This is a genomic window from Limnohabitans sp. Hippo4 (assembly GCF_003063605.1).
In the GTDB taxonomy this organism is placed as follows: Bacteria; Pseudomonadota; Gammaproteobacteria; order Burkholderiales; family Burkholderiaceae_C; genus Limnohabitans_A.
Window position 1 is genome coordinate 901,371 of sequence record NZ_NESE01000001.1, and the last position, 21,676, is coordinate 923,046.

The following is a 21,676-nucleotide window of genomic DNA, read 5'->3' on the forward strand; positions in this document are numbered from 1 at the left end:
CTCGCGGATTAACTGGACAGCATGCCCAGCAAGGTATCGAACATTTGACGTCCCGTTTGCATTAATTTGCTAGAGGCGTTGTAAAGCTGCTGGTACTTTACCAAATTGGCCGCTTCTTCATCCAAGTTCACGCCGGTAATGGCTGACTTTTGCTCATTCAATGTTTTTTGCAAAGCCTCATTGGCTCTGTTGTCGTTTTTCCAAGTGGCCACCGTGGTGGCAATGCTGCTGGTGATGAAAGTCAGCGGTGACGAAAAAGTTTCGCGCAAATGCTCTATAGAAGCAGAAGCTGTGGCATCTAAGTTGGTAAATTGTGACGTATCAAAGGTACCGACAACGGTGAACAACCTGGCATCCAATTCTGGTTTGGTTAAATTCAATTCAACCGAGGTTTTGTAGTGACTGCTTTGTGGGTTTGAAGCTTCCACAATGTCTGCATAACTGTCGTCAGGCCCGGCACCACCAGCAGGTCTGAACAAGTCCGTCAACAAAGAGCCGCCCGTAATGGGTGGTGCACCGCTGGCAATCGCTTTAAAGCCAAAGATGGGCGCAATAGACCCACCTGTTGCACTGACGGCAGTGTTAACTTTACGAACCAATTGAGCAGCCAACAAATCAATGCTCTTTTGGACATTGGGGACAAAATTCTGAATGAGATGAATGTAAGCACCGGCCTTGCCTTCTTGAAGCAAGCTTTGACTTGGCATCAGAATGGTGTTGGCACCGTTGTTGGACATCACTTGACCCTTCACGATCGGAATCAAAACTGGGTTCCTAGCATCCTGCGAGGCCACCTTAATTTTCAAGCCAGTCAAAGGCAGATCACTGCGCACAGGCGATGTACCCGACTCGTTGGCAAAAGTATTGGCAATTTCTCTGTCAACCAAATGCTGACCACTGATCATGAAACTGGCAGTACCATCTTCGTTGATCAACGTGGCACCGCCCACCAAATCTTGCAACTTGGCCACAATTCGGTCGCGTTCATCGAGTAAATCTGCCGACGGGTAAGCAAGTCCAGGTGTGGACGAAGATCTGATTTTCGCATTCACGGATGCAAGTTGTGGCGTTAAGGTGTTCGCTTGGTTCAGTACATCCGCCAAGGCCACAGAAGCATTGCTAGACATTTGCCCTACTAATTCAGCCATGCCCCGAATGCGATCAGCCACCTGACGAGCGGTACCGATCAAACTTTGTTGATACGCAAAATTGCTCGGCTCATTGGCAATCGAACCTGCAGCATTGAAGAAATTACCCAATGCAGTTGCAATGGATGTGGCTGGGTCTGTCAACATGGCGTCGAGGGGCGCAACCGATTGAACCAAGGTCTGCGTGTAGGTGGTCTTGCTCTGCTGCGATAAGACCTGCCCTTGCAGCAGATTGTCAAAGTAACGACTAAAGCCTTCAACGGCAAATGAGGTACCGGTTAAGTCAATGGATGTAGGCGACATGCCATTGATACGGGGATTGGACGTACGGCGCACATAACCGTCGATGGAGGAACCCGTCACGTTTTGCGATGTCACCATCATGCCCGCCTGCGCAGATTGCAGGCCAGCCATGGCGCTATCGAAAAGGGCAGCTGTTCTCACTTGTTAATTCCGTAAGGTCAATTCGCAGGGGCCAAAAGGCCTGCAGACAGGTTGTTATCTGGTTTTACGGCATTCACACCTGAAGTGATTAACTTCGCAGCCTGAACTTGACGCAACATTTGATCTGCCATGGACTTGCCAAATCCGAAACCGCCCTGCGCAGCCAATTGGTTGGCCATTTGTTCATCGGCCATTTCAAGGTACGCCGCATTACTGCCCTTGTTGGTTTCACCCAGTGCCGAAGTTCTGACTTCCTTCAAAAATTGACGCAACAGCACAGCCTCAAACTCTTGAGCGCTCTGCTTGATCTTCTTCACCTGTGGCGAATCAGCCACTGGCGGTGTAATGGGCTTGGCTGAAATCAAGCCAGAAATGACGAGGTCTGCCATGTCAAATGACTTCCAACTCAGCACGCAAAGCGCCTGCTGATTTCATGGCTTGCAGAATCGACATCAGGTCTTGTGGTGTAGCCCCCAACATGTTGATGGCTCTGACCACTTGCTCCAACGAAGCACCTTCTTCAACTTGAATCATTTGACCAGCAGGTCCTGCATCGATGTTGACACGGTCATTTCTGACTGTGACTGGACGCGTGCGTGACATCAATGAGGGTGTTGAAAGTTGATTGCTTGTCTGAACACGAATGGTTAAATTGCCGTGCGTTACAGCAAATGGCGCCAATCGAACCGATTGATTCACTACGACAGAACCTGTCCGTGCATTGACGACCACTTTGGCGATATCAACAGACGACTCAACATCAAGCTCCAACAATTGCGCCATGATGTTCATTCTTTGTGTTCGATCAGTGGGCACTCGTACTGCAACAGTACGCGCATCAACTGGCAATACATCTTGCGGACCCACCACGCGCTCCAAAGCCTCGACCGCACGTTTGGTTTGGACGTAATCTGCTTTGTGGAAATTAAATTCAATCAACTGACTTAAATCAGCTTCTGGTGCCGATTGCTCGACAATGGCACCGCCTGGGATGCGCCCTGAAGACAATTGGTTCACGGCGGTCCTGGCCAGCGATGTGGCCACTGATGCGCCAGGAATCACCACCGAACCTTGGGCTTGACCATACACCTGACCATTGGCTGCGCGCAGGGGCGTCATGAGCAAAGTACCACCGCGCAAGCTGCGTGCGTTGGCCAATGAAGAGACCGTCACGTCCATGGCCTGACCCGGCCTGGCCAACGCACCCAATTCGGCAGTCACCATCACTGCAGCAGCATTACGGGCTTGCAAATTGACACCCACTGGAACTGAAACGCCCAATGAATTGAGCATGGTCACGATAGTCTGACCGGTGACTGGATTGGGGCCAGCGCTGTCGCCCGTACCATCCAGCCCTACAACCAAGCCGTAACCAATCAACTGATTGGGTCGTTGACCCGAGACCACTGCCATGTCTTTAAGACGCTCAGCCCAAACCATGTTGGTAGAAATGATGACCGCCAATGCCAAGCAGCTTTTTAGAATGAAACGCAAAGTCATGATTGAAACCTCAGTTAGGCGAATAACGTACAAATAATTTTGTCAACCAACTTGGGCTTTTCACTTCATCGGTAATGCCAGCACCACGATATTCAATGCGAGCGTCAGCCACTTGAGATGACAAGATGGTGTTTCCTTGAAGGTTCACAGGAGAAACAATGCCGCCAAATCGAATGACTTCTTCTTCGGTACCAACAGCCAAGCGTTTTTCGCCTGCGACGTTTAAGTTACCGTTTGACAAAACCTCTAGGACCGTCACGGTAATGGTGCCGCTGAATTGATTTGAAGCTGAAGAAACACCTTTGCTGTCAAAATTTGAACCGCCACTGTTGGTCATACCTAATTTTGCATCGCCACTTGCTGCGCTGCTGGTTGTTCCAGATCTGCTCTTAGAAGCGTTCATCCCAAAACTGGCATTGTTGGCTGAGCTTCGGCTTGCAGAGGTACCGCCATCTTTGCTAGCCCGAGTGGTTTCGTTCAACAACACCGTCAATGTGTCGCCCACGCGAGCTGCACGACGATCTTCGAACAAACCGCGAAACGCAGCAGGACTGACTTGCGCTGCAGGCACCAATGATCCTCGACTGGCCGTGGTCATTTCCTGAGGCTGTGGGCGAATGGTCGTTTCGCTTTTCAGCAAAGAAGGTTTTGCCTGCGATGGCAATTCCGCACATCCCGTCAAAACTGTGAGAGCAGAAAGTACAGTCAGCAACAATGCAATTTTTTTCATCACAGTTGTCCTAATTTTTGAAGAATCTGATCAGAAGCGGAAACTGACTTGGCGGTAATTTCGTAGGCGCGCTGCGCTGCGATCAAGGACACCAATTCTTCAGCAACATTCACGTTAGATTGTTCTGTGTAGTATTGATTGACAGCGCCAAAGCCGTCATAACTAGGAACACCCATCTGCGGCTCACCAGAAGAAGCCGTTTCAAAATACAAACCGCCGCCGCCCGTTGACAAACCAGCGGGATTGACAAAGTTCGCCATGGCAATGTGACCTGCCACAATAGGATCGGTGGTACTGGGACCGTAATAGCTCACGGTACCGTCACTCCCCACCACCACAGCAGTGGCATTTCCAGGAATCACAATGCCGGCCGAATTCAGCGAACCCGCTTTGCCGCCCACACTGCTTTGACTCATGACCACATTGCCTGAGGCTGTCACGATTTGACCTTTGTCATTGCGCATGAAATTTCCAGCACGGGTGTAGGCCGTACCATTGCCTGTTGCAACCGTAAAGAACCCATTGCCGCTGATGGCCATGTCTAAGGGGTTTTGGCTTTGCAACAAAGAGCCTGCGCTGTTAATGCGCTGCGTGGCAGACACTCTTGAACCATTACCTGCTTGCAAACCCGTGGGAAGGTAGTCCCCACTAGAGTCTTCCATCAAGCCTGGACTGCGTAAATTTTGATACAACAAATCTTCAAAGACTGGACGCACACGCTTGTAGGCTGTCGTCGAAACGTTGGCCAAGTTGTTGGAGATCGTGTCCAGGTTGGTCTGCTGTGCATCCATACCTGTTTTTGCGGTCCATAGAGATCTCAACATGGGTTAACTCCTGATTTCACTGGGCCTTAGACCCGAGACAAGGACATCAAGGTCCCTGCTGATTTTGAATTTTGTTCTGCCATTTGAACTAAACGAATGTTCAAGTCAAATAAACGATTTTGAGCAATCATCTGCACCATGGCTTGCGCAGCATTCACATTGCTACTCTCAAGTGAGCCTTGCAAAATTTGCACTTCATCTGATGCTGGCAATGCTTCAGATGCAGTGAACAAACCATCGGCTTGGCGCTCTAAATCTTGCGGTGCTGGATTGACCAACTTCAGCCGTGCAATGGCTGTCTCATTCAATTGCCCTTGTAGCGTCACCCAAACAGCGCCGTTGGCCTGAATTTGAATGTTCTGACTGCCTTCAGGAATTTGAACAAAGCCGTTTTGATCGTTTAAGACCCTTTGACCTGTCGTCGTAGTTAAGAAACCACGGGAGTCCAACTGAAATTTACCGGAGCGGGTGTAAGCCTCTTGGCCATCTGCCCGCAGAACCGTGAACATCCCTTGATCTTGAATTGCCAGGTCCAAAGGATTACCAGTGGGGGTGACAGAACCATGCGACCAATCGGCACCGGGCGTGGAGTCGACCACAAAAGTCCGTGAATCAGCACTTGCGCCATCGATAGGCACAGCACGAAAAGTCGAAAGCATTTCACGGAAACCCGGTGTTTGCAGGTTGGCCATGTTGTGCGTGGTGGTCGCAAGCTGCCCCATGGCATGCTTAGCGCCAGTCATTGCCGTGAATGCAAAACGATCAATCATGGTTCAGTGCCGTTCAATTGAGAGATTGGCTTAGCTGACCATCTGCAAAGTGTCGCGCAGCGTTTGGTCAAAAGCTTTCATGCTTTGTGAGTTGGCGCTGTACGAGCGTTGCAAGACCATCAAACGAACCAGTTCATTGGCCAAATCCACATTAGAAGATTCAAGCGCTTGTCCTTTGACGTCGCCAAAGATGCCAGTGCCAGCACGGCCGACAACCACACCTTCAGCAGATTGCTCTGTACCAGACTCAATAGAAGCTGCAAAAGCATTTTTTCCCACTGGGATCAAACCTTCTGAATGCTCGAAGTGAACCAAGGCCACTTGCCCCACAAATTGCTGTTTACCCGTGCCATACACACCCACAATGCGGCCTTGGTTGTCTACAGTGACATTGGTCAAACGTGCCAATGGCTCGCCATTTTGTGTGCTGTGTGTAATTTGGAATGCACCTGCTTGCAAGCTTGTGTCAGACAAGTCCAAATCAATGACCAAATCTGAACTACCACCCGCTTGGTTGGTGACACGTGTGGAAAGTTTGGTCGTTGTTTTAAAGGTGGGGTTACCAGACAATGAATCGGTAACGAGTGAGTCAATGTTTCGGCCACCTATGAAATTCAACAATGAGACCGCTTTATAACCACCATTGATGCCTTGAGTATCGGGTGTCAAGTGACGGTTTGACGTGGTGTCAGCATCTTGATAATCATAAAATTTATTATCTAAAGATGAATAGACTTCGACACGCGCCATGGTGGTGGTCAGGTTTTCGCCTGAACTCTTTCGGTTGGTTGCACCTTGCACAGTAATTTCTGTGCCATCTGGTGTGACCAACGTCATGTTCAGTGCATGTTTCACAGTGACTGCTGTGCTGGTGCTTGTAATGGCTTTTGAAAGTGTTACAACAGAGCCATTGATAGCAATAATGGTTGCACCCGTATCTACCGCGGGTGACCCCATGTAAACCTTGTCACCAAGTTTCATATCTGCAACAGTGCTCAAAGTCATGGTTGTTGCTGCAGTTGGTGCGCTGTTGGCTATGGCAGTTAAGTCTGGATCATAAAAAGTAACAGCTGCACCATTGGGCACCGAAATAGTGCCAGCATTAGCAACGTTAATGGTTGTTCCGCCTGCCGTGTGAGCACCCACAACTGCGCCAGAATCTACGCCGTTGATGAAGATTTTCTTACCTGCTACTGAAACATTCGTTCCAGCCAAATTAGGGGCAGAAGAAAGTGTGAAAGAAGTTTGGCCGCTGACCGTAACGTTACTCATGGCAGCTGCCATGGCTGGAGAATCTACTCGGAGCAATGACTCTTTGTTCAAGGTCACCAAGGTTGCGCCCAATGTATTGGGCGAAGAAGATGGGCCTGGGCTGTAGGTGTAGCCAGAACCGTCCGCTTTAGATTCAATGGTCAATGTGCCATCAGAAACGCGACGATAGTAAACCTCTAGGGTGTGTGAGTTGCCTTCGTTGTCGAAAACAGTTTGCGAGGTTTTGTTGTTGTAAGTTGCTTGCGTAGGATCAAAGGCTACGTTGGCAGTGGTCGTGAAAGCTTGCGCTTTGGAATCCAACAAGGCGGCAATGTGCGACGTGGTGGTTTCATTACCAGGCAAATTGCTGTCAGGCATGCGCAGCAAACCATTGTTTTTGATCAGGTCATCGGTCACAGAGTTGCCATCCAATGAAGGCTGGTAACCCGTCAGGTACATGCCATTTTCATTGACGATGTAACCTTCTTTGTCAATGTTAAATTGACCATTGCGTGAGTAATACACAGCTGAAGGATCAACGCTGCCAGCGCCACCAGAGCCTTGTAACAAACGGAACATGCCTTTGCCACTGATGGCCAAGTCCAATGGATTGGCAGAGTTGGTAATCGTACCCTGCAGCATAGGACGGCGAACGCCCAATGACTGTGTCCCCATGCCCACACGTGCTTGGTCAGCCGGGTTAATGGCCTTCACAAATTGGTCAGCAAAAACATACTCACCAGCCTTGTAACCAACGGTGTTGGCGTTGGCAATGTTGTTACTGACGGTGTCGATGGCAAGCGATGTGTTTTGCAAGCCAGAGAGTGCCACGGTGTAATTGCTCATTTCAGGGTCCTCAGGTAAAAATTAGGTAGATGTTGGGGAGTTCAAATGGCCAGCCATTTGAGAATTTCGGAAGACAAAATATGACGACCATCGCTCAAGCCGACTTGCAGGTCAGAGCCTTCTTGTCCAATGCTGGCCACCATGGCGCCAACATAAGAAGCTGGATAGGTTTCTTTGCCTTGGGAATCGGTGGCTGTCAGCTCAACGGTGTACATACCTTGCGCAACTTGCTGACCAGCGTCGTTCGCACCGTCCCAGATGAAATCTGTGATGCCAGAGGCTGTTGCGCCAAAATCAAAATGATTCACCACTTGGCCGTTGACGTCACGGATAACCGCCTTCAGAGAAGTGGCGGAATTGTCCAACTTGGCAGCCATGCTGATGGGGTTGCCTGCGTAGTAGGCTTTTGAACCTGAAGCCAATGCAGTTTTACCAACGCTAGAAGCCAAATTCATGAAGTTGGCAGATTGCATTTGCGCAACCAAAGAATTAATCGATGTGTTGAGCTTGTTAATGCCATCTACTTGATTCAAAGACGCCAACTGCGCTGTCATCGAGGCGTTGTCCATTGGGTTCAATGGGTCTTGATTCTGAAGCTGCACAGTCAGCATCTTCAAAAAGTTTTGTGACAAGTCTTTTGCCGAAGTGCCGTTGCTGGTTGAGGCAGCTGGCGCTTTGCTTGGGTCATAGACTGGAATGTCGCTAATGCTGGTAGACATTGATATTTCCTTTATTTGCCAAGATCAAGCGTCTTGAGTAACAACTGCTTGGTGGTGTTCATCATTTCCACGTTGAATTGATAAGCACGCGAGGCAGACACCATGTCCACCATTTGTTCTGCGGGGTTCACGTTGGGCATGACCACATAACCTTGCGCATTGGCCAACGGGTGGCCAGGGCGATATTCCATGCGGGGTGCTGCGTCACTTTCGACAATGCGTGCAACTTTGACGCCCTGCCCTGCATGCCCGTTGCGGGGTTCAGCTTGGAACACAGCATGGCGTGCACGATAGGGCTGACCATCTGCACTGACCGCAGTTTCTGCATTGGCCACATTGGAGGCAATCAGGTTCAAGCGCAAAGACTGCGCGACCAAGCCCGTTGTGCCTACATCAAAAGTTCCCATCAAGCTCATGAGGGTTGTCCTGTAATGGCAGACAAACGCGTCCGCAAGGTTGAACCCAAAAAGCTCAAGGCACTTTCAGTGAACATCGAGTTCTTCACAAAGTGTCCACGCTCAATGTCTGGGTCAACGGTGTTGCCATCGACTGACGGTTGAACGGGTACACGAAACATTTTGTTAGGACCACCCACGCGAACAGGCACAGCAATGTGCGCTTGGTGTGTTAAGTCAAGTCCTAAAGACGTTGGATCCATTTGACCCTTCAAGCGGGCCTCAAGGACAGATGGAAAATCAATATCGCGAGCTTTGTAGTTGGGTGTGTCTGCGTTCACCAAGTTTGAGCTCAGCACTTCATGGCGAAAGCTGCGCAACTTGAGTGCGGTCTCACCAAATGCTAGCGGGTCAAAACGAGGTACGGTGTTCACTTTAGATTCCGGTTCTACAAAAGTTGTTTGGAGATACCTTCGCAAACCCCGTGCCAACCCTCAAAACCCCCGCAAAAGCCCGTTTAGGGCCATTTAAGTGGTACAAATGACCGAAATCTCAAGGAGAGGCTGCTTTCGCGGCAAAATTTGCAGGCTCGGTCTGAAGCCACTTGGAAATTTATGCCGGGCAAAATTAATGCACTTAGGCCTCTCTCGGCTTTGAACATATCGAAGGACTTGCGTAGATTTGGCTGAATCTTCAGACACCAGCGAAGAAAGACAACTAGACCCTACAGAGCGGCGAATAGAACGTGCGCGAGAAGAGGGTCAATTTGCACAATCTCGTGACCTCACCACCCTCATCGTGCTGGTGTTGTTCACTGCCTTTCTTTTAAGTGCCGGTGGCGCTTTGATGAATGGCCTGGTGGCCCTGGTGAAAGCCGGTTTAACCTTTGACAAGAGCGACGACTGGCAAGATCATTTGCTGGCTTGGGCCATGGGCCCATTGACCCAAAGTTTCTTATGGGTCTTAGCCATCATTGTGCCGCTCTGGCTTGTCACATCGCTGGCCCCCCTGGCACTGGTGAAGTTCAGGCCCGTCTGGGCGTTCAAGATGAATCCAGGTCGACTTGATCCGATTGCGGGTCTCGGCAGAATTTTTTCGACCCAAACACTCACTGAGGTTTTTAAAAACATCCTCAAAGTGACCGTGATTTTTGGTGTGGGTGTGTTGTATGTCATGAGCCTGTTCAATAGCCTCAGCGTTCTAGCTCATCAAGATATCAATCAAGCTCTTTACAACAGTGTTGGCTTGATTGAAACCGGTTTGCTACTGTTGCTCATGCCCATTGTGATCGTGGCTGGCGTGGATGTGGCCATTCAATGGTTCAATTTCCAAAAGCGCATGAAGATGAGCCCAGAGGAAATGAAGCAAGAAATGAAGGAAAGCGAAGGCTCACCTGAATTGCGCAACCGCATGCGGCAACGCCAACGTCAAATTGCAACGTCCAGAATGATGTCCGCCTTAGAAAAGGCCGACGTGGTGCTTGCCAACCCAGACCACTACTCTGTGGCACTTCGCTACGATCCTGAAAAAATGCGTGCGCCCATTGTGGTGGCCAAAGGTGTGGACGAAGTGGCCCTTGTCATTCAAACCTTGGCGCGGGAACACCAAGTACCCATTGCGCGCATTCCGCCACTCGCCCGAATGCTGCACCGTCATTTGAAAGTAGGAGAGCCCATTCCTGCTGCCTTGTTTGAAGCAGTGGCCAAGGTCTTAGCTTGGGCCTACGAGTTAAAGCAAGCGACTGGCCCTAACGAACTGCCTTTACCAGAGATTGGCGCTTTGCCAGAGATAGCGCCTAAGGTTTGACCAACAAGCCAGCGCGAATCAATTCAAACGGTGATTCCAAAGCGCGTTGTACCAAATCGCCAAACGAAGGCAGCAACAAAGTTAGCACCAAAAACGCCACGGGAATCATGATGGCAAAACCCACAGAAAACAAGTTCATCTGTGGACTCACGCGGGCCAACACGGCCTGTGTCATGTTGAACAAGAAATAAATGACGATGGCGGGCAAAGCCAAGATCAGGCCAAGTGCAAAGGCTTCTTGAAACAAGACCAAGACCGAGCCCCAATGCCAAGCTTCAGGCCAAGTTCCCAAAGGCAGCACCAAGAAGCTTTGAATCAACACTTCCAGCATGACCAGATGCACATTGAGTGAAAAAGCCAAGGCCAACGTCAGCATGCCCAACAACTCACCCACCAAGCCAGATGCCAAATTGGGGTCGTGCTGCAAGGTGGCCGCAAAGCTCAAGCCGGATTGCTGCGACAACACATCGGCCAGCATGTCCACGGCCGTCAACCCCACGCGAATCATCCAACCCGATGCCAGTCCAATGGCAAGCTCAATGAAAACAAGAGAGTAGCCTGGTGGCAAGTCGGCCAAATTGGGCAAGTTTTTTTGAACCAAAGGCAGCAAAGAAAACGCCAGCACCAAGGCCAACAAAACACGCAAGCGCAAAGGGGCTGCACGGAATGCAAACAGCGGCATCGCTAAAAAGCAACCCAGCAAACGCACAGAGATGAGCATCCAGACAGTGACCGTCTGCGTCATCCAATCTGGACTAATGGGCAACATGGCTTAGCGCAAGAAATCGGGCAATTCCATGATCACCTCGCGCAGGTAATCCACAAACAGCGCCAAGCTAACAGGGCCGGCGACCAATAGCACCAATGCAATCACCAGCAGTTTGGGAATGAAAGCAACAGAGCTTTCATTCACGGAGGTGGCGGCTTGCAAAATACCAATGATCAAGCCAACGACCAAGAGTGCAATGAGGACGGGGCCACTTAAAACAAACGCCATCCACAGCGCTTTGAAGGTCACTTCAATGACGAGGCCTGAGTCCATGTCAGGTCACCTTGAAACTGTTGACCAAAGAAGCTGCCAGCAATGACCAGCCATCGGCCAATGCAAACACCACCAACTTCAAGGGCAAGGAGAACATCATGGGCGAGACCATGACCATGCCCAGCGATGTCAGGATACTGGCCACTGCAAAGTCAATGGCCAAGAAAGGCAAGTAGATCAGAAAGCCAAACAAGAAGCCGGTTTTGATTTCTGACACCGCAAATGCAGGAATCAATAAGGTCATGGGCACATCAGCGCGCGTTTGAATGGGCTGCCCCCACAAGCGCACAAACAAATTGAGATCGTCTTTGTTGGTCTGCGACAGCATGAATTGCTTTAACGGCTCAGAGCCAATGGTGACCGCTTCCTCAAACCCAATCTTGCCCGCAGACAAGGGCAAATAGGCATCGTTGTACATGGCCATGAACACAGGATTCATGACAAACAAGGTTAAGAAAACCGCCAGGCCCACCAACACCAGATTGGGCGGCATGCTTTGCAAACCCAATGCTTGGCGCAGCATGGAGAACACAATCAAAATGCGAATGAAGCTGGTCATGAGCATCAACGCTGCAGGCAAGAAAGACAGTGCGGTGAGCGCCAGAAGAGTTTGAACTGGTACGGCGTAAACCGTGCCTGCTTTGGAGGAAGTTGCGGTGACCAAGGGTAAGTTTTGCGCCATGGCAACGCCACCCAACGCCAACAAGGTCAGTGCTAACAAGGCCTTCAGCCAGCCCGAGGCCATGAATTTTTGGAAGTTCATGCGCCGGTCTTTCCAGAAAGCAGCGCCTGCAATTGGCCTGCGAAGCCAGCGGGCAAGACTCCGTTGCCCAATGTGGGCTCAAAGCTTTCTAATTCTGTGAGGTAAGTGATTTGACTGGGTGTGTGGCCCAAGGCCAATATGCGATCGCCCATTCGGACCACCAGCAAGCGCTCTCTGGGGCCGACTGGGAAAACTGCCAACAGTTGAATCTGTCCGCCTGTGGCTGTTCCTTGAGTGCCTCTGCGGTAGAGCCACACCACCACAGCCACCAGTACCACCAACATCGACAAGGTGACCAAGCCTAGCCAAGCACCACCCCAGACAGAAGATGAACTGGCCGGGGCCTGTGCCGCACTGCTGAAAGGTGCCGCTGTCTGGGCCTGCACGCTCCAAATGAAAATTCCAAAAAGGGTTCCAACTAAGGTGCGTGCATGAAATTTCATAAGTTACCGACTGGTTTTTCGTAATCGTTCCGAAGGTGAAATGATATCAGTCAGACGGATACCATAACGATCGTTCACAATAACGACTTCTCCCTGGGCAATCAAGCACCCATTGACCACCAAATCTAGTGGATCTCCCGCATGGACATTGAGCTCAATGACCGAGCCCTTGTGCAGGGCCAAGAGTTCGCCAATGGACATCTTGGTTCGGCCTAGCTCGACCATGACTTTGACCGGCAAGTCCATGATCATGCCCACATCACGAAGGCCAGAATCCGCCGAATCGGTGGCTTCTAAATTCTCAAACGTGGCTTTTTGTACCGTGCCTGTGGCGGGTGCGTTTTTGAGCCAACGAGTCAGGTCGTCGGCTGGGGTGTTCCCGCCCAAGTTAGAAAGTCCGTCCATCACTGGGCTCCCTCATTTTTTTGGATTTGATCGGCCAGTTGGTTCAAGGCTTCTGCTGCAGAGTTCAGATCAGCGCGGGCTTGCTCTGGCACGACAGATTGAGCACTCAACAACTCGTTACCTGTCAAGCCAGCAGGGTTGTTCGCTGTCGTTTCGTAGTAACTATGCTGTTCATTGATGTGCTCTACTTTGAGTGCGTAGTGACCGTTGCGAACACCATACCGTCCGTTCAGAATGCTCACACCATCGGCCATCAGACGCACAGGTTCTGACAATTCGATCGGCAATACCTGACCGATGGACAGCGACAAAAGCTGAGCCACTGTTAATTCTTTTTCACACAGTACCGCAACTGCATCAACCATGGTGGAATGCAATTGATGCTGCAAGCTTCGGCTCCAAGCCACAGACTGCGTGGCTGAGCTTTCGCTTTGTGTTTCGTCTTGATTCAAACATTCAAGGGCGCGTCGTGGCATGCACAAATTGACGTTCAACTGAACGTTGTTGAATGTGATGTGAAATTGAGCATGCAAAACACCGTCTTGCATGGCTGCAAGGCGCAAAGCTGACATCTGCTGCTCTTGACGCAAGGGCTTCATGCGAATGGGGTACATCGCTTGCCATGCAGATTCATAGGCAGTAGCCAGCGACTCCATTAAACGTTGACGCACACCCAATTCAATGTGGGTCACACGGCGCGGTAAATCACGCACAGGAATGCGCCCTGCGCCTCCAAAGATGCAATCAACAGCAGTTGCAACCCAGCGACTGTCAAAGCTCCAAGCACAAAGGGATTGCATGGCTTCGATTTCAAAAACCTGAATATCGGCGTGGGTCGGTACATCTTTCAGGTATTGCTGATAGCTCTTCAGTTCAATATCGCCAATGTGGACTTGCACAACTGCGGGAACCAAAGCAGACAAAGATTTGCGCCATTGCGCCAAAAATTGCATGTGCAATGACTCGACCTGTTCGCGATTCCAGTCAATGCCAACAAACGCGTCTTTGGCAAAGGGGAAATGCACGGGGGTTGATGATGAATTCATGTTGGGTCAGTCTTAAGCGTACAAATAGATTTGGTTGCCATTGTTAGGCCGTGATCTACCCGCATTTTGAGGTCGCGCGGAGTCAACCAAGGTCTCTGGAAGCTGATTATCAAAACCAGCGTCATTGGATGAGCCGTCGAAAACCTGCGAAGAAGATTGCTGATTTTGGCGCATGTCCAATTGCAAGTTCAAGCCCATTTGCTGAAACTGCTCTTGTAGCTGTGGTGCACTTTGCTCCAAGCGTGTCTTGGTGGAGTCGCTCACACCTTCAACCCGCAAATAAGCGCCACCTTTGTCGTCTAACTTCAATTCGATGGTGAACTTACTTTGGTCAGGCGGCGTTAATTCCATCACCACATGACCACCACCTTGTTTGACCATGCGCTGAATTTCAACCTGAACAGCGCCTGCGTCCAAACGAACTTCGTGCGGCATGACGGGGCGTGGCACCTCTTGGTTCTTTAAGGCCACCCAATCCATCACCGTGGTGACGGGGCGCTGCGCACCGCCCACCAAGCTGCTGACAAACGTAGAAGATACCTCTTCAAAGCTCTTGGTGGCAGATGGCGCGATATCTGAATTAGCGCGTGACATCTCCACAGATTGTGCTTGGAGGTCAATTGCTTGTTGGGCAGCGTTGAGCTTGATGCTACCAGCGTCACCCTCTTGATCGCCACCCAATTTGGCATCGAACTTTAAGGCAGATTCTTCAACACTGCTGGCTGACTTTTGAACGACATTTGGCTTGTCTGTATCAGCAACATCGAGGTTGTCGGTTGCTAAATTCGCAGCGTCTTCAACAGTTTGCAACTTTGCTGTGACGGCAACAGGTTGGCTTTTCTGAGCAACTTCAGCGCCTGTCAATTGCACATTCACCAGTGTGCTGACTGGCGCTTGCGCCAATGTCGATTGAACAGGCGCATTAGGGTTCAAGCTTTGCGAGGTAATTGCCTCTGCAGTGATTTCCGAGCTGACCATTGCCCCATCCGAAATTTGCGCTGTCACATTCGTGAGTGACGCATCGACAGCATGGATGTTCGTTGAATCTGCTTCATTGGATGTCGCCGCTGCCGGTTGAGCTTGGGATGCCAATACAGCAACTGCTTGCGTCGCAGTTGGCGAACTGTTGTTGGGCACACTCACCAAAGCCGCTGCTTCGGGGCCAGGCACCGTCACTTCTGCCTTGGCCATTTGTTGGATCGCGGTAGTGGTGACAGGCTGAGCATCAGACTGAGCCCTACCGTCCAATGACAAAGTACTGACCGCATTGGTTTGAACGCTGGTGCCAAGGTCTTCTCTAACTTGAGACAAGGCCTGGCTCAAATCGCTGTTCGCAGCAGTCTGCGTGCTATGCACATCACTTGTCAAGACTGGGTTGGCGGCTTTGTCTGCACCTGTTGCGTCGATAAATGCCTGCGGCACAGCGCCAGTGTCTGCAGCATTGGATTGAAGTGAAGCATTGGCTGCCAAACCGCCAGCTTGGGCGACAGCATCTACAGCAAGATCTGTCGCGGTGTTTGAGGCTACTTGTTGCGAAGTCACAGCCACTGGCAAGGCAGCGCCCGCCATCTGCGCCGCCAGTGCAGCAGCTGCCATGTCGGCCGCTAAATTAGGATCGGCGAGTTTCAAATCTGCGGTCTGGTCTAACGGAATCTGCTCAGTGGTCTCTGCCTTCAGACCTTGTGATGCAAGGGCAAAATTTGCATCCCCCACGGCGTTTAGCAACACATCGGCCGGCAAAATTTGCAGGTCTAGCAATTTTTCATCAGCAGGATCTGCGTCTATTTGAGGTCCGCTTTGACCGCCTTCTGCAACCGAAGTCACGGGCTGCATTGCATTGGCCAGCTCCTCTGTGAAGCCCGTGTCTATTGGGTTTGCAGCAGGATCTTGCGCGTCAGTGACGGTGCCTGAAAATTGAACGGTTGATGGGTTGGTAACAATAATTGCCATGGTTGAATTTCCCAAAATGTAACCATGTCATGCAAATTAGATGCCACCCTTCACGAAGATCGATGCCGAGCCTGTAAAACGTCTTCTAAGGTCTTCTCGTCTTGTTGGTCCAAGGCCTTTTGCTTCAGCCGTTGCCGATTGGCCATGAAGCTCTCAAAAGTCTTCAGTCGCTCAGCGTCTTGTTGCGCCTTGGTCATTGCCTCTTTGGTTTGAGCCTGGAGATTCTGAATTTCAGGCACTTGTGAGGCTGCCGTGGCACGTAGCTTCTGCCCAAAGCTGGCCTGTGTTTGAAGGTGCAACACGGTATCGCCCTTCTGCGCAGTATTCATCCACTGCGACTCGTACTCATTGGCATACGACTCAATTTGCGCGTTGAAGCTGCTCACACGGTCCAATTCAGCTTTGACCATTTTTGACTTGGCCACCGACCTGTCTTTGCGCATTTTGAGCATCTGCTGCAAGACTTGAAAGGCGCGACCACTCATAGCTGCGAGGCCCTCGCAAGGGTCAACAGTGCCTCAATGCTGCCGTCTATGTCGGCCACCATGTGAGAGTCTTGCTGTAAAAATGTTCGAATGTGTGACCACAGCTTTAGAGCTGCGTCCAGGTCTGGGTCTGAGCCCGCCATGTAAGCGCCCATAGCCACCATGTCACGGCTTTGCGCATGCCGACTGATCAACTGCTTAATGCGTCGCGCAGCCAGGACATGTTCGGGGCTTGCCACTTTGGGCATCACCCTTGAAATAGATTTCTCAATGTCGATGGCCGGGTAATGACCAGCATCGGCCAGCTCGCGCGACAAAAAGATGTGCCCATCTAATACACCTCGTGCAGCATCCGCTACGGGGTCATGCACATCATCACCTTCTAACAGTACGGTGTAAAAAGCCGTTAAGGAGCCCTCGTCTTTTTCACCATTGCCCACGCGCTCTACCAAAGCTGGCAATCGACCAAAGACGCTGGCCGGATAGCCCCTCGCAACGGGTGCTTCGCCTAAGCTCAGTCCAATTTCACGTTGGGCCATGGCATAACGGGTCAGTGAATCCACAATCAAAACCACATGCTTGCCTTGGTCGCGAAACCATGTGGCCACATCGGTGGCGTATTCAGCACCTTTGGCACGTGCCAACGGCGATGTGTCTGCGGGCGATGCCACCACCACAGCGCGCGCACGAGAGGTCTCGTCCAATTGGTCGTCACAAAACTCGCGAACTTCTCGACTGCGTTCGCCCACCAAGGCAATCACAATCACATCGGCCACACAATTGCGCGTCAGCATTGACAACAAAACACTTTTGCCCACGCCAGAACCTGCAAACAAGCCCAGGCGCTGCCCGCGGCCAACCGTCAACATTGAATTGATGGCCCTGACCCCTGTGTCCAAGGGTTCATGAATGGGTGCACGTTTCAAAGGGTTGGGCGATGCAGGCCGTGTGAGGGCGTCGGTCCAAGTAGCACCGCCCAAACCATCCAATGGACGACCTAAGCCATCTACCACACGGCCTAACAGCTGTGGGCTAATGGGCAGCGAAGCGATGCCCTGGCGCATCTGGTAACCCTGAGGGCCTCTCTGCGGCGTAAGCAGCGGATACACCACAGCACCTGGTGAAAGTCCATTGACCTGATCAAATGCCATGAGGTAAGTGGTATTGCCTTCAAAGCCAATGCACTCGGCATCGATCCACATGTTTTGTCGACTGTTCTCAACACATGCGTGGGAGCCGATAGGAAGTGGCAAGCCCTCCACTTCAATCATCAAGCCTGAAACGCGTTTCACACAACCTTCGCGCACTGACAAAGGTAGCTGCGCCAGCTTGGCGCGCTGCGACTGAACAAACGCTTCTAAATCTACGGTGCTCACTGCGGGGCCTGTGATGTTCAAACCGATCAAACTTGACCCGGCCCAGAGTGAGGCAACAGGCCAAGCGCACTGCGAACCAGGGCTTCACGTGCACGACTGCCCACGTCTAAGCGCGTACCCTCCACTTGAACATAGGCATAGCCTGCACTGAGTTCTGGATCTGCCCTGACCACTGCCGTAAAGGGCATGTCGGGGTCTTGCAGTAATTTTTCCCAAGCTCCCAATTCAGCGGCGGGCACACCCACTGTCAAGCTTTGACCGGGTCGTGGCAATCGCAACAAAGCTTCTTGCACAGCAGCCACAAACACAGATCGGTCCATTTGCTCTTTGCCAGCCAAACGCAAGGCAGTTTCGTAAACCCACTCAGGCAAGGCTGTTTGAAATACATCGGGCAAACCCGCCAGTCTTTGCAAGACTTGCTTCAAAGATTGGCCCAATTGCTCAATGTCTTGGGCACCGCTTTGATAGCCTTGCTGGTAACCCGTTTGGAAACCCTCTTCTCGGCCTTTTTCAAAGCCCTCTTCTCTTCCCAATGCGGCAGCTTGTTGACGTCCTTCTACCAAGCCTTCTTGCAGGCCCCGGGTAAAGGCTTCTTGATAGGCCTTGGCGCGAATGTCTTGAATTTCGTCAATGGTGGGCAGGGTAACACCCGACACCGGCATGGAGGCCGCCGAAACCTTCACGCTGGCAGCTTGCGGGGCTGGTTCAGCGTCAAATGAAGGCGGGGTCCAGCGGTCCATTACACGTTAATGCTTAGGCCATGCCTGTCGATGCATCAGCACCCACACGGTCCAGTGAAACCAATTTATTTTCTTGCAAACTGCGCGCCAACTGCACGACTTCGCGTTGCTTCGATTCAACTTCTTGAACGCGCACGGGCGGCAGTCCGTCCATTTCAAAGCGCAAGCGGTCAGCTTTGCTCTTGGTCACATTGGACAACATAAAGTCACGCACAGCTGGACTAGCACCTTTGAGAGCTATCAACAAAACGTCATTACCCACTTCCGCCAAAATTCGCTGCAAAGACTGAGGTGCAATATGCAAGAAGTCGTCAAACTTGAAGATCCGTTCTGAGATTTGGTCCGCCAATTTTGGTGAATGCGCACGAATACTTTCAAGTGTTTTCTTCTCAATGCCACCTGAGAATAAACTTAAAATTTCAGCAGCCGGCGCAGCACCGCCAATACCGCCCATGTGCGACACAGCATCAGCTCCAATGGTGCGCTCCAACATGTCGTTCAACTCAACCAAAGCGGTTGGATCAACTTGATCCAGCATGGCAACGCGCAACACCAATTCGTCACGCATTTGTTCGTCAAATTTCTCTAACACTGCGGCAGACAACTCAGAAGGAATCAGCGACAACAAAGTTGCCACCACTTGTGGATGCTCTTCTTTCAAATGAAAATGCAATTGATCTGGCGTCACGTTGCTGATCAAGTCGAGAGCTGGTACGTTTTGCGCCAAAGGATTTGAGCTCTGAGGCATTGGCCATAGGTTCGGTACTTCACCTGAAAACTTCTTCACCAATGCCGAAACAAAGGCCTTCGGATCAAACGGCACTTGCTTGCGATGCTCCGTAACGTTCTTGAAATTTTCAAGCACATCGATCATCACATCGCGGTCTAAACTGCGCACCGTTGCCAACAAAGATGACACTTTCTGCGCTTCAGCTGGCGAAAATGTTTTGATCAAATCACCTGCAACCTCAGGGCCCATGGCCATCAGCACAATGGCGGCACGTGAAGGGCCGTCGAGTGACTTAATGCCAGCGCTGCCTGCGTCAGGCTTTTGCAAGCCCTTGCGCAATGCACCGCCCAAGATGTTGGGGCTGTAATTTGTAGCCGTGGTGTTCATGAAAGCTCCTGCTGTCCTGATTGCGGCTCTGATGTCCAAGCGCGAAGCAGCAAGGCAGCTTCTTCTGGCTGATCTTTGGCATAAGAAATCACGTAATTAACCAACTCATCAATCTTGGCCTTGCTGGCAATCTCTTTTTCACGCATGCGCTCATTCAGCTCTTGGATTTCTCGCTCAACGCGTTCTTCCCTGGCTTTCTTGGCCTCTTGTTGAACGGCCCATGTTTCTTCTTGTAACTGCATCTCTTCACGTAAGCGATCAATTTCACTGATCTCTGGCAATGGCGGTTCAATGTATTCTGGTTCAACGGGGGACGGTGGCTTTGGCCACAACAAGGGACGCAAAATTGCAAAGTAAGCAAACAACACGGCCAAAGCAATGGCGCCATACCTCACCAGTTGCGAGACAAGATCTGAATTCACAATGGAAGGTGGCACAACGGGCTCCTCTGAGAAAGGCAAGTTCATCACACTGACCGTATCGCCTCGGGCTTGAATGTAGCCAATGGCATCCTTCACCAGGCTGTTGATCTTTTGAATCTCTTCAGGCGTATAGGCCAGCTTGCGGCCCGCCGTGGACGCTGCACCTTTTTCATATTTATTGTCCAAGACAACCGCAGCAGAAACGCGCAGCAATTTACCTTTGCTTGATTTAAGCTTTTCAATGGCACGGTCTACTTCATAGTTGACGGTTTGTTCCTTGCGATAATTGGAATCATCTGCAACTGCCACACCTGTTTCAACGCTACCAGGCGCGCGCAGATTGCGTGGCCTTCCATCTGCTTGTGTTTGCACTTGGTTAACGATGGGCGCTTCGGGAGGCTGAGGCGGTTGGTTGGTCAATGAGCCCGGAATACCCCCCGCACCAGATTTGCTACCACCTGCATCAATCGACTGCTGGCTGCGAATAGCTTGAGGATTAGGTGGTGAGTTTTTACCGTAGGTTTCTGAAGTGCGTTCACGTTCGTCGAAGTCAACATCGACCGTCACTTGCGCACGGAAACCATCTTTACCGGCCAAAGGCTCCAAAATAGAAGACAAACGACTGGCAAGTGCAGCTTCAATTTCAGCGGTGTACTTCAACTGCGAAGCATCCAAGCCCGCTAAACGATTGGCATTGGAGCCCAACACACCACCCTCTGTGTCCATAATGGCAACGTCTTGCGCCTTCATGCCAGGCACAGCAGAACTGACCAATCTAGAAACAGCCGCAATTTGTGCAGGATCTAAAACACGGCCAGGATGCAAAGTCAAAATGACGGAAGCAGTTGGACGCTCTTGCTCACGAACGAATGCGGAAGGCTTTGGCACTGCCAAGTGAACTCGGGCCGACTTCACTTGACCCATGGAACTCACACTGCGCGCCAATTCACCTTCCAGGCCACGCAAATAGTTCACCCGCTCCACAAATTGACTGGTGCCAAACTTTTGGTTTTCCAGCAATTCAAAACCAACATTGCCAGCCTTTGGCAAACCTTGACCCGCCAGCTTCAAGCGCGTTTCGTAAACCATGGCCTGCGGCACCATGATGGCCGCACCACCTTCAGTAAACTGATACGGCACGTTCATTTGCTGCAGTGACGCCACAATGGCAGCGCCATCACCATCGTTCACATTGGTGAAAAGAACACGGTAGTCTTGATTGCTTTTGACAGACGACAAGCCAATGCCCACTGCCAATACCAAGCCCAGGACGCCAGCGCCCATGAGCAAACGTTGATTGGTGGTGAGGGCCTGGAAACGCTGTGTCAGCGTGTCCAATGGAGAAGATGGCGCAGCAGAAGTGGCAGTGTTACCTGTGTTACCCATGGACAACACGACTGCATCACGATCTAAAGGGAGATCTTTGGGAGCGTCCAAGTACTGAGCCTCTCTAG

23 protein-coding genes and 1 pseudogene are annotated in these 21,676 nt (G+C 51.2%); 2 read left to right on the top strand and 22 right to left on the bottom strand.

The window, feature by feature from the left end; genetic code table 11:
• Window positions 1–8: 8 nt before the first annotated feature.
• From flgK to flgB, 10 genes are read right to left on the bottom strand one after another with little or no spacing between them, the layout of a single operon-like run.
• Window positions 9–1,592 carry a flagellar hook-associated protein FlgK gene (flgK, locus tag B9Z46_RS04210; protein ID WP_146179218.1) on the bottom strand — a complete coding sequence of 528 codons (1,584 nt, stop codon included), beginning with the start codon at window positions 1,590–1,592 and terminating at the stop codon, window positions 9–11.
• A gap of 17 nt (window positions 1,593–1,609) precedes the next feature.
• Window positions 1,610–1,981, bottom strand: a complete 372-nt coding sequence (locus B9Z46_RS04215; RefSeq protein WP_108254633.1) for a hypothetical protein — start codon at window positions 1,979–1,981, stop codon at window positions 1,610–1,612.
• 1 nt (window position 1,982) lies between these two features.
• Window positions 1,983–3,092 (bottom strand): flagellar basal body P-ring protein FlgI, encoded by a 1,110-nt coding sequence (locus B9Z46_RS04220; protein WP_199220539.1) that lies wholly within the window; start codon window positions 3,090–3,092, stop codon window positions 1,983–1,985.
• A 10-nt stretch (window positions 3,093–3,102) separates the two neighbouring features.
• Complete coding sequence (locus B9Z46_RS04225) at window positions 3,103–3,822, bottom strand: flagellar basal body L-ring protein FlgH (protein WP_108254634.1); 720 nt, start codon at window positions 3,820–3,822, stop codon at window positions 3,103–3,105.
• Window positions 3,822–4,646 (bottom strand): flagellar basal-body rod protein FlgG, encoded by an 825-nt coding sequence (flgG, locus tag B9Z46_RS04230; protein ID WP_108254635.1) that lies wholly within the window; start codon window positions 4,644–4,646, stop codon window positions 3,822–3,824. Before flgG ends, B9Z46_RS04225 begins: the two co-directional genes overlap by 1 nt.
• A 26-nt stretch (window positions 4,647–4,672) precedes the next feature.
• Complete coding sequence (flgF, locus tag B9Z46_RS04235; protein ID WP_108254636.1) at window positions 4,673–5,416, bottom strand: flagellar basal-body rod protein FlgF; 744 nt, start codon at window positions 5,414–5,416, stop codon at window positions 4,673–4,675.
• 30 nt (window positions 5,417–5,446) lie between these two features.
• Window positions 5,447–7,513: a flagellar hook-basal body complex protein gene (locus B9Z46_RS04240; RefSeq protein ID WP_108254637.1), complete on the bottom strand. Its 2,067-nt coding sequence runs from the start codon at window positions 7,511–7,513 to the stop codon at window positions 5,447–5,449.
• Between the two features lie 41 nt (window positions 7,514–7,554).
• Entirely contained in the window at window positions 7,555–8,232 is a 678-nt protein-coding gene (locus B9Z46_RS04245; RefSeq protein ID WP_108254638.1) for a flagellar hook assembly protein FlgD, read from the bottom strand.
• An 11-nt stretch (window positions 8,233–8,243) separates the two neighbouring features.
• Complete coding sequence (gene flgC / locus B9Z46_RS04250) at window positions 8,244–8,648, bottom strand: flagellar basal body rod protein FlgC (protein ID WP_090129186.1); 405 nt, start codon at window positions 8,646–8,648, stop codon at window positions 8,244–8,246.
• Window positions 8,645–9,061, bottom strand: a complete 417-nt coding sequence (gene flgB, locus B9Z46_RS04255; RefSeq protein WP_108254639.1) for a flagellar basal body rod protein FlgB — start codon at window positions 9,059–9,061, stop codon at window positions 8,645–8,647. Before flgB ends, flgC begins: the two co-directional genes overlap by 4 nt.
• A 247-nt stretch (window positions 9,062–9,308) precedes the next feature.
• Here flgB and B9Z46_RS04260 point away from each other — a divergent pair, with 247 nt between their 5' ends.
• A complete protein-coding gene (locus B9Z46_RS04260) occupies window positions 9,309–10,433 on the top strand; it encodes a flagellar biosynthesis protein FlhB (protein ID WP_108254640.1) in 1,125 nt (374 codons plus the stop codon).
• On the opposite strand, the gene B9Z46_RS04265 is transcribed toward B9Z46_RS04260, so the two are convergent.
• Genes B9Z46_RS04265 through fliF form a run of 12 tightly spaced genes read right to left on the bottom strand, consistent with a single transcriptional unit; the run spans window position 10,423 to window position 21,560 of the window.
• Window positions 10,423–11,202 (bottom strand): flagellar biosynthetic protein FliR, encoded by a 780-nt coding sequence (locus B9Z46_RS04265; RefSeq protein WP_108254641.1) that lies wholly within the window; start codon window positions 11,200–11,202, stop codon window positions 10,423–10,425. The genes B9Z46_RS04260 and B9Z46_RS04265 overlap by 11 nt on opposite strands.
• A gap of 3 nt (window positions 11,203–11,205) precedes the next feature.
• Window positions 11,206–11,475 (bottom strand): flagellar biosynthetic protein FliQ, encoded by a 270-nt coding sequence (locus tag B9Z46_RS04270; RefSeq protein WP_108254642.1) that lies wholly within the window; start codon window positions 11,473–11,475, stop codon window positions 11,206–11,208.
• Between the two features lies 1 nt (window position 11,476).
• A complete protein-coding gene (gene fliP / locus B9Z46_RS04275; protein ID WP_233245905.1) occupies window positions 11,477–12,238 on the bottom strand; it encodes a flagellar type III secretion system pore protein FliP in 762 nt (253 codons plus the stop codon).
• Window positions 12,235–12,624: a flagellar biosynthetic protein FliO gene (locus B9Z46_RS04280; RefSeq protein WP_158268396.1), complete on the bottom strand. Its 390-nt coding sequence runs from the start codon at window positions 12,622–12,624 to the stop codon at window positions 12,235–12,237. The genes fliP and B9Z46_RS04280 overlap by 4 nt, the downstream gene beginning before the upstream one ends.
• A gap of 60 nt (window positions 12,625–12,684) precedes the next feature.
• A complete protein-coding gene (fliN, locus tag B9Z46_RS04285) occupies window positions 12,685–13,086 on the bottom strand; it encodes a flagellar motor switch protein FliN (protein WP_108254644.1) in 402 nt (133 codons plus the stop codon).
• On the bottom strand, window positions 13,086–14,132 hold the full coding sequence (locus B9Z46_RS04290; protein WP_108254645.1) for a flagellar motor switch protein FliM: 1,047 nt from the start codon (window positions 14,130–14,132) through the stop codon (window positions 13,086–13,088). The genes fliN and B9Z46_RS04290 overlap by 1 nt, the downstream gene beginning before the upstream one ends.
• A gap of 12 nt (window positions 14,133–14,144) precedes the next feature.
• Window positions 14,145–16,082 (bottom strand): flagellar hook-length control protein FliK, encoded by a 1,938-nt coding sequence (locus B9Z46_RS04295; protein WP_108254646.1) that lies wholly within the window; start codon window positions 16,080–16,082, stop codon window positions 14,145–14,147.
• 50 nt (window positions 16,083–16,132) lie between these two features.
• Window positions 16,133–16,567: a flagellar FliJ family protein gene (locus tag B9Z46_RS04300; protein ID WP_108254647.1), complete on the bottom strand. Its 435-nt coding sequence runs from the start codon at window positions 16,565–16,567 to the stop codon at window positions 16,133–16,135.
• On the bottom strand, window positions 16,564–17,943 hold the full coding sequence (locus B9Z46_RS04305) for a FliI/YscN family ATPase (protein ID WP_108254874.1): 1,380 nt from the start codon (window positions 17,941–17,943) through the stop codon (window positions 16,564–16,566). Before B9Z46_RS04305 ends, B9Z46_RS04300 begins: the two co-directional genes overlap by 4 nt.
• Before the next feature lie 26 nt (window positions 17,944–17,969).
• Complete coding sequence (locus B9Z46_RS04310) at window positions 17,970–18,683, bottom strand: hypothetical protein (RefSeq protein ID WP_108254648.1); 714 nt, start codon at window positions 18,681–18,683, stop codon at window positions 17,970–17,972.
• 13 nt (window positions 18,684–18,696) lie between these two features.
• Window positions 18,697–19,800, bottom strand: coding sequence for a flagellar motor switch protein FliG (locus tag B9Z46_RS04315; protein ID WP_108254649.1), 1,104 nt, complete (start codon window positions 19,798–19,800; stop codon window positions 18,697–18,699).
• Window positions 19,797–21,560, bottom strand: coding sequence for a flagellar basal-body MS-ring/collar protein FliF (gene fliF, locus B9Z46_RS04320; protein WP_369907410.1), 1,764 nt, complete (start codon window positions 21,558–21,560; stop codon window positions 19,797–19,799). The genes B9Z46_RS04315 and fliF overlap by 4 nt, the downstream gene beginning before the upstream one ends.
• On the opposite strand from fliF, the pseudogene B9Z46_RS15300 reads away from it, so the two are divergent.
• Window positions 21,501–21,635, top strand: a pseudogene (locus B9Z46_RS15300) (hypothetical protein); the annotation flags it as partial. The gene fliF and the pseudogene B9Z46_RS15300 sit on opposite strands and share 60 nt — an antisense overlap.
• Window positions 21,636–21,676: the final 41 nt, after the last annotated feature.

Bases quoted from the DNA above. Each gene is read 5' to 3' on its own strand.
- B9Z46_RS04215 (WP_108254633.1), bottom strand. From the start codon at position 1,981: ATGGCAGACCTCGTCATTTCTGGCTTGATTTCAGCCAAGCCCATTACA.
- B9Z46_RS04220 (WP_199220539.1), bottom strand. From the start codon at position 3,092: ATGACTTTGCGTTTCATTCTAAAAAGCTGCTTGGCATTGGCGGTCATC.
- B9Z46_RS04225 (WP_108254634.1), bottom strand. From the start codon at position 3,822: ATGAAAAAAATTGCATTGTTGCTGACTGTACTTTCTGCTCTCACAGTT.
- flgG (WP_108254635.1), bottom strand. From the start codon at position 4,646: ATGTTGAGATCTCTATGGACCGCAAAAACAGGTATGGATGCACAGCAG.
- flgF (WP_108254636.1), bottom strand. From the start codon at position 5,416: ATGATTGATCGTTTTGCATTCACGGCAATGACTGGCGCTAAGCATGCC.
- B9Z46_RS04240 (WP_108254637.1), bottom strand. From the start codon at position 7,513: ATGAGCAATTACACCGTGGCACTCTCTGGCTTGCAAAACACATCGCTT.
- B9Z46_RS04245 (WP_108254638.1), bottom strand. From the start codon at position 8,232: ATGTCTACCAGCATTAGCGACATTCCAGTCTATGACCCAAGCAAAGCG.
- flgC (WP_090129186.1), bottom strand. From the start codon at position 8,648: ATGAGCTTGATGGGAACTTTTGATGTAGGCACAACGGGCTTGGTCGCG.
- B9Z46_RS04265 (WP_108254641.1), bottom strand. From the start codon at position 11,202: ATGTTGCCCATTAGTCCAGATTGGATGACGCAGACGGTCACTGTCTGG.
- B9Z46_RS04270 (WP_108254642.1), bottom strand. From the start codon at position 11,475: ATGGACTCAGGCCTCGTCATTGAAGTGACCTTCAAAGCGCTGTGGATG.
- fliP (WP_233245905.1), bottom strand. From the start codon at position 12,238: ATGAACTTCCAAAAATTCATGGCCTCGGGCTGGCTGAAGGCCTTGTTA.
- fliN (WP_108254644.1), bottom strand. From the start codon at position 13,086: ATGGACGGACTTTCTAACTTGGGCGGGAACACCCCAGCCGACGACCTG.
- B9Z46_RS04290 (WP_108254645.1), bottom strand. From the start codon at position 14,132: ATGAATTCATCATCAACCCCCGTGCATTTCCCCTTTGCCAAAGACGCG.
- B9Z46_RS04295 (WP_108254646.1), bottom strand. From the start codon at position 16,082: ATGGCAATTATTGTTACCAACCCATCAACCGTTCAATTTTCAGGCACC.
- B9Z46_RS04300 (WP_108254647.1), bottom strand. From the start codon at position 16,567: ATGAGTGGTCGCGCCTTTCAAGTCTTGCAGCAGATGCTCAAAATGCGC.
- B9Z46_RS04310 (WP_108254648.1), bottom strand. From the start codon at position 18,683: ATGGACCGCTGGACCCCGCCTTCATTTGACGCTGAACCAGCCCCGCAA.
- B9Z46_RS04315 (WP_108254649.1), bottom strand. From the start codon at position 19,800: ATGAACACCACGGCTACAAATTACAGCCCCAACATCTTGGGCGGTGCA.